The organism is Sorangium sp. So ce375 (assembly GCF_051473855.1).
Classification (GTDB): Bacteria; Myxococcota_A; Polyangia; order Polyangiales; family Polyangiaceae; genus Sorangium.
In genome coordinates this window covers 8,772,151-8,778,252 of record NZ_CP150335.1, presented here as the reverse complement: position 1 = coordinate 8,778,252, position 6,102 = coordinate 8,772,151, and the positions used below count along the sequence as shown (strand labels likewise).

Genomic DNA, 6,102 nt, shown 5'->3' with positions numbered 1-6,102 from the left:
CGACCGGACCCAGGTCCCTGTTGCCGAGCATGGCAGTCCTCGAGAGCCCGTCGCATGAACGCCGACGCCATCGTCCTGCAGACGCCGCCAGGCGCACCGTTCACCTTCGGAGTCACCGTCACCCGCCGAGGGCCGCGCAGCTTCCAGGTGACCGAGCCGGGGCAGGGCGCGTGGCGCCATGAGCTCGCCCGGGTAGAGCAGACAGACTACGTCGACCTCTTCGAGGCGATGGCGCGCGACCTCGGGACCCGCGTGCCGCTCGCCCGCACCCCGCCGCCGCCGCGGAAGGGCGGGGCGCCGCTGCGGCCCCTGCTGACCGAGGCCATCGCGCCGGAGATCCTCTACGGCTATGGGGACCCGTGCGTGGTGCGGGTGGGCGAGCGCGCGTGGCGCTTGCTCGTGACCTCGAACGACGCGCCGAACGCCTTCCCCATCCTGGCCACGAACGACCTGACGACCTGGCGGCTGACCGGCTTCGTCTTCCCGGAGGGGCGCGCGCCGGCCTGGGCGCTGACCGGCCGCGACCGGGCGGATTTCTGGGCGCCGGAGATGCACCTGGTCGGGAATGAAACCTGGCTCTGCTTCACGGCCCGCGCGCAGGACCGGTCGCTCGCGATCGGCCTCGCCCGAGGCGCGAGCCCGGACGGCCCGTTCGAGGCGGAGCACGCGCCGATCGTCACCGGGGACGTGATCGACGCCCACATCCTCGTGGACGCCCACGGCACGCCCTGGCTGGTCTGGAAGAAGGATGACAACGGCGTGTGGCCCCGCCAGCTGGCCGCCTTGCTTCACCGGGAGCCCGCCCTGGTGCGTGAGCTGTTCGTGGCCCGCAAAGACCAGCGCACCGCGGTCCTGGCGCTGACGCTGTGGCCGTGGGTCGCGACCCTCGAGCCCATGGAGCAATTCTACGTCCTGCAGCCGCTGATCGAGGCGGCGACCGCGGAGTTCACGGCGTTCGCGGGGCGGCTGGAGGAGCTGCGGGCGCGGGCGCGGGCGTGCGGCGCGCAGGCGGAAGAGATCGCCGCGATATCGCGGGCGCTCAGGACCCGCATCTACGCCCAGCAGCTGTCGGCGGACGGCCGCGGGCTGGAGGGGGAGCCCGCCGTCATCCTCGAGAACGACCAGCCCTGGGAGGCGCACCTCATCGAGGGCGTCTGGATCACCCAGGAGGGCGGGCGCTATCACCTGCTCTACGCCGGGAACGACTTCTCGACCGCGTACTACGGCATCGGCGCGGCCGTGGCGGACGCTCCCACGGGCCCGTACCGCAAGTCGTCGGAGGTCTTCCTGAGCTCCAGCGAGGAATGGTGGGGGCCAGGGCACCCGTCCGTGGCCGTGGGCGCCGACGGGCGCCATTACGTGTTCCTGCACGCCTTCCGCCCGGGAAGGGTAGGGTACAAGGCGTTCCGGGCGCTGCTTGCCGCGCCGATCCGCTTCGAGGGAGGCGTCGTCTCGCTGGACACGTCGGTCTGGCCGGCGGTGCGACCCGACCCAGGTTGAGGTGGCCGACCCAGGTTGAGGTGAGCGCAGGTTGAGGTGACCGACCCAGGTTGAGGTGAGCGCCTGCTCCGCCGAAGGCGCAGCGCGCTGTCATCGCGCGGGAACGGGGCACGGAGGAGGCCCGGAGGGGGCGACGTGGTCGATCCTGGTTGGTTCAGCCCGAAGCCGCCAGCAACGCCGCGTCGTGCGCCTCGGCGCCGGGCCCGAGGGGCTGGCCGTAGGAGAACTCGACGTAGTTTCCGTCCGGGTCCTTGAGCGCGCAGAAATAAGCCACTGGATAGGGCAGCTCCTTGGGCGGCCAGACGAGGTGCGCTTCGCCGCGGCGCGCGATCTCGTCGACCGCGGCGCGGCTCTCGAGCGCAAACCCGAAATGACTCATGTCCTCCGGCGCCTGCGGCGCGCGCTGGCCGCCCTCGATCATCACAAGGACGAACGTCCGCTCCTTCCCGTCCTCGGCGAGCCAGGCGACCCGCGTGCCGGCGTCGCTGCGCTCGTGAACCACCTTGAGCCCGCAGAACTCGCGATAAAAGGCGATCGTCGCATCGAGGTTGCCTACGTGGAGCGCGACGTGGGTCATCATGGGTTTCATTGTAAACTCCCCTCCTTTTCTCCCCCGGCAGCGTAGCGGCGAACAAGCGCGGCAGCAGCGGGGCTGCGCCCCGGCGCGCTCGAGCGGAGGTCCCGTCCTAGCGCACCGATCACGCTGGAGTTCCGAGGAGATCAACAGAAGGGAAGAGCAACCGCAAGGGCGCGAGGGGCGCAAGGGGAAGGCAAGAGAATATCTTGTCTCTGGTCCCTTGCGCCCCTTGCGCCCCTTGCGGTTGCTCTCTTTCCCGCATTCCTTGCCCTTGGAGCTTGCTTCCCGGCAGATCGGTTGGGGCTCACAAACCATTGAATTCAGGCAAGTTTCAGTCTGTTCGGCGCTAGGCGGGCTCGAACGCCTTGCTCGACGCGTACCCGCGCGCGGTGGACCGGATCTTCGCGATCTGATGGAGCCCTATACCATCACCGGCCGACGATCGCGAAAGCGCCGGTGATCCGCCGCCGGAGGGAGCAGGCGCACGCGGGATGCGGCGCCTGGACGACGGGGGTTATGCGTCTTTGGCAAGAGACTTCCCTTCTGCTTCGAGGGCAGCCTTGATGACCCCGATCGCCTTGGGGCCCACGCCATGAAGCGCCTTGAGCTGGGCTTCTGTGAACCGAGCGACCTGGTCCAGGCGAGAGACGCCGGCCGAAGCGAGCGCCCGAAGCGCCGGCTTCCCGATGCCCCTCGGAAGTGGAGACTCCGGTCGTTCTTTCGTTCTGCTCGGCATGCGCCTCGTTCCATCTCGGTTGTTGCCTGGGTCGCTGGCGTCCAGCTTCGCCGGCGAGCCCCGGCGTCATGAACACGTACAGCGTGTCAGGGACGGCGACCGCGGTACAACATCGCAGCATTCCCGGTCCGGGGTAGCGGCGGCCGGGGCCGTGTCGCGCCCGGCGAGCCTTCGGCGACCGGCGGCGCGACCCGACCCTGGTTGAGGTGACCGCTGACACGCGGAGACGACGCCTGTCATGGGAGCGTGACAGCGAGGGTGTCATGAGCGCGTGACAGCGACGTGCAGCAACCCGGTCGCTGGCCGCGGCCGGCGTGTCGCGACCACGGCCTGATCGCGCCCGATCCGGCGCTTCGCCTCCGGAACAGGAGGCAGAGCCATCGCTGGACGCGCCGGGTGGCCGCACGCGGCATGCGCGTTGCAGTCGTCTTGTCGCGGTCGCGCCGGGGCAGCGATGGCCGTTATCCAACATCGAACTCGTGGAAAGGAAGCATGTCATGAGGAGCAAAGCACTGCTGCTGGGATCGCTCGTCGTCGGTATCATGGGCGCAGGTTGCGCCGTGGCGTACGAGGGCGAGGTGGGCGACGCCCAGCAAGCGTTCGTGTCCCATGCGTGGGCGTATGCGTGGGCGAACCAGGCGACGGGCTCGTTCACCGCGAGCTCGAGCTACTCGCGGAACTCCTCCGGAGACGCATTCGGGCAGGGCGTGAGCAACACTGTCACGCAGCTCGGTGCGGGCCAATATCGCGTGCGGTTTCCGGACGTGGGCGTTGCGCCGGGGGGGCATGTCCAGGTCACGGCCTACGGCGCGGGCGCCGAGCGCTGCAAGGTCAACTCCTGGGTCAGGAGCGGCGATGACGTGGATGTTTATGTCAACTGCTTCACCGCCGGCGGCGCGCCGGTCGACACCCAGTTCAGCGTCGCCTATGTCCACAAGTCGGGCACCGGATCCTCGGACGAGGCGTACGTCTGGGCGAACGACCCGACGGCGTCGGCGTACACGCCCGCCGCGACCTACCAGTTCAACTCGAGCGGCGTGAACAACACGATCGCGCGCGAGGGGGTGGGCTACTATGCGGTGACCCTGCCGGGGCAGACCGCGGGCGGCGCGACGGTCGAGGTGACGGCCTACGGCCCGGGCAGCGATCACTGCAAGGTCAGCAGCTGGGGGCAGTCCGGAGACGACGCGCTGGTCCGCGTGCGCTGCTTCGACAGCTCGGGCGCCCCGTCGGATAGCCAGTTCACTCTCAACTTCGCGCGCTCGAGGCAGGTGAACGGCGGGCTCTCCTACAGCTACGCCTGGGCGAACAACGCCACGGCGGCGGCGTACACGCCGAGCCTCTCCTATCAGGAAGGCTACATCGCGGGGGACCTGGGCGAGGTGGAGACCGACATCACCATAGGGCGCACGTCCGCGGGCCGCTACTCCGTCAGCCTGCCCGGCATGTCGGCGTCGGGCTCGAACGTGCAGATCACGGCGTACGGCGCCGGACCGGAGTACTGCAAGGTCGTCGGCTGGTCCGGCACCGAGACGAACACGAACGTCAATGTCGCCTGCTTCGATGCCAGCGGCGCGCCGACGGACACGCGCTTCGTCCTCGTGTACACGGACGACAAGTTCATCGTCCTGTGAGCTGCAGGGCGGGGTGGGCTCCGGCCCGCAGGCGATGGGCGCGGCGCTCCGGGGGTCCTGAGGCGGGCTCGAACGCGCCGCCGCCTTCGAGTGTCTCGGGAGCCACCGATCACATCCTCTTTGCCTCGTCGACCAGGATGCTCACCGCGGCGCTGAACTGCGCGGGGCTGACCCGGCCGTAAGCGAGCCGCATGCCCGCGCTGCTCGCTTCGAGGGTGGCGAGCGGGCCCGGCAGGACGGCGACGCCGCGTACCAGGGCGCGGCGCGCCAGCTCTACGATCGGGTGCCGGGGCCAGAGCGTCCAGACCGCCAGGCCTCCGTCGGGGGGCGTGACCTCGAGAGGGACCTCCCGCGCCGCGCGCGAAAGCGACTCGAGCGCGGCGTCGCGGCGCTCGGCGTAGGCGCGCCGGGCACGCCGCACGTGGCGCTCGAAGCCTCCCTCCGCGATCCAATCGGCGAGCGCTGCCTGGGTCACGCCGTCCCCCGCCCTGACGCTGCTCTGGCGCTGCCGAGTGAGCACGTCGAGCAGCTCGCCGCTGCCGCACAGCATGCCGACGCGAACGCCCGGCGCGACCAGCTTCGAGAGGCTGGCGACGTACAGGACGTGCGGCGCCGACGCGCTGGCGGCGAGCGGAGGCTGAGGCTCGCCGCGATAGTGGTACTCGTGATCGTAGTCGTCCTCGAGGATGGGCACGCCGTGCGCGAGGGTGAGGTCGAGCAGGGCGCGGCGGCGCGGAGCCGAGAGCGTGACCGTGGTCGGATACTGATGATTCGGCGTCACGTACACGAGCCGGACGCGCCGCCGCCGCAGCAGCCGCTCGAGAGCGCCGACGTGCAGGCCTCGCGCGTCCACGGGGACGGGCACCACCTCGGCTCCCGCCGCTCGAAACGCCCGCCAGGCGGGGAAGTATCCTGGATCTTCCACGGCCACGACGTCGCCGGGGCCGAGCAAGGTGTGCGCGACGAGCGCGATGCCCTCCTGCGAGCCGCACGTGACCAGCAAGCGCTCGAACTGCACCGCCCGCGCGCGCCGCAAGTACGCGAGCAGCTCGCGCACCAGCGCCGGATTGCCGTCCGCGTCGGCAGCATGCAGCGCGCTCGTGCCGTGCCGCGCGAGCACGTGGGCGTACGATGCCCGCAGCTCGCGCAGCGGCAACAGCGCCGGATCGGGCGTCGCGGCGTGCAGCGGATACCGCACCTGACCGAGCGCCGGGGGTGGTGGCCCGGGCTCGCGCACGACGCGAAACTGGTAGCGCGCCGCGCTTCGCTTCTCGTGCCGCGGCGCAGGCGGCCCGGGCTCGGGCGGGGCGACGCGATAGCCGCGGCGCGGCTCCGCACACAGCAGCCCCTCCGCGCACAGCGCGTCGAGCGCCACCATGATCGTCTGCCGGTGCACGCCATACGTGCTCGCCAGCTCGCGCGTGGACGGTAGCAGCTCGCCCGCCACGCGGCTTCCGCTCGCCAGCGCCCGGCGCAGCGCCTGGGCGACTGGCACCCAGCGCGTGGGCCGACCGTCGCGGGAGACGGCGCTGCGTGGCTTCGGCGAGGAGCCCATCTGGTCGAAGTATAAACGCACATCTGGACGAAATGCTGCATCCAGCCTGCGCTAACCATCCGGGAGAGGCGCGGCTCGCTGGTGGGGTCGGCCTCCCGGA

Annotated in this window: 4 protein-coding genes; 2 read left to right on the top strand and 2 right to left on the bottom strand. The window is 70.7% G+C overall.

Going from position 1 to position 6,102, the window contains the following annotated elements; translation table 11 throughout:
• Positions 1-54: 54 nt before the first annotated feature.
• A complete protein-coding gene (locus WME90_RS32640) occupies positions 55-1,500 on the top strand; it encodes a family 43 glycosylhydrolase (protein ID WP_437275951.1) in 1,446 nt (481 codons plus the stop codon).
• A gap of 154 nt (positions 1,501-1,654) precedes the next feature.
• On the opposite strand, the gene WME90_RS32635 is transcribed toward WME90_RS32640, so the two are convergent.
• Complete coding sequence (locus tag WME90_RS32635) at positions 1,655-2,089, bottom strand: VOC family protein (RefSeq protein WP_437275950.1); 435 nt, start codon at positions 2,087-2,089, stop codon at positions 1,655-1,657.
• 1,221 nt (positions 2,090-3,310) lie between these two features.
• Between WME90_RS32635 and WME90_RS32630 the strand changes: the two genes are divergently transcribed.
• Positions 3,311-4,447 (top strand): hypothetical protein, encoded by a 1,137-nt coding sequence (locus WME90_RS32630; protein WP_437275949.1) that lies wholly within the window; start codon positions 3,311-3,313, stop codon positions 4,445-4,447.
• A gap of 109 nt (positions 4,448-4,556) precedes the next feature.
• On the opposite strand, the gene WME90_RS32625 is transcribed toward WME90_RS32630, so the two are convergent.
• A complete protein-coding gene (locus WME90_RS32625) occupies positions 4,557-6,002 on the bottom strand; it encodes a PLP-dependent aminotransferase family protein (RefSeq protein ID WP_437275948.1) in 1,446 nt (481 codons plus the stop codon).
• Positions 6,003-6,102: the final 100 nt, after the last annotated feature.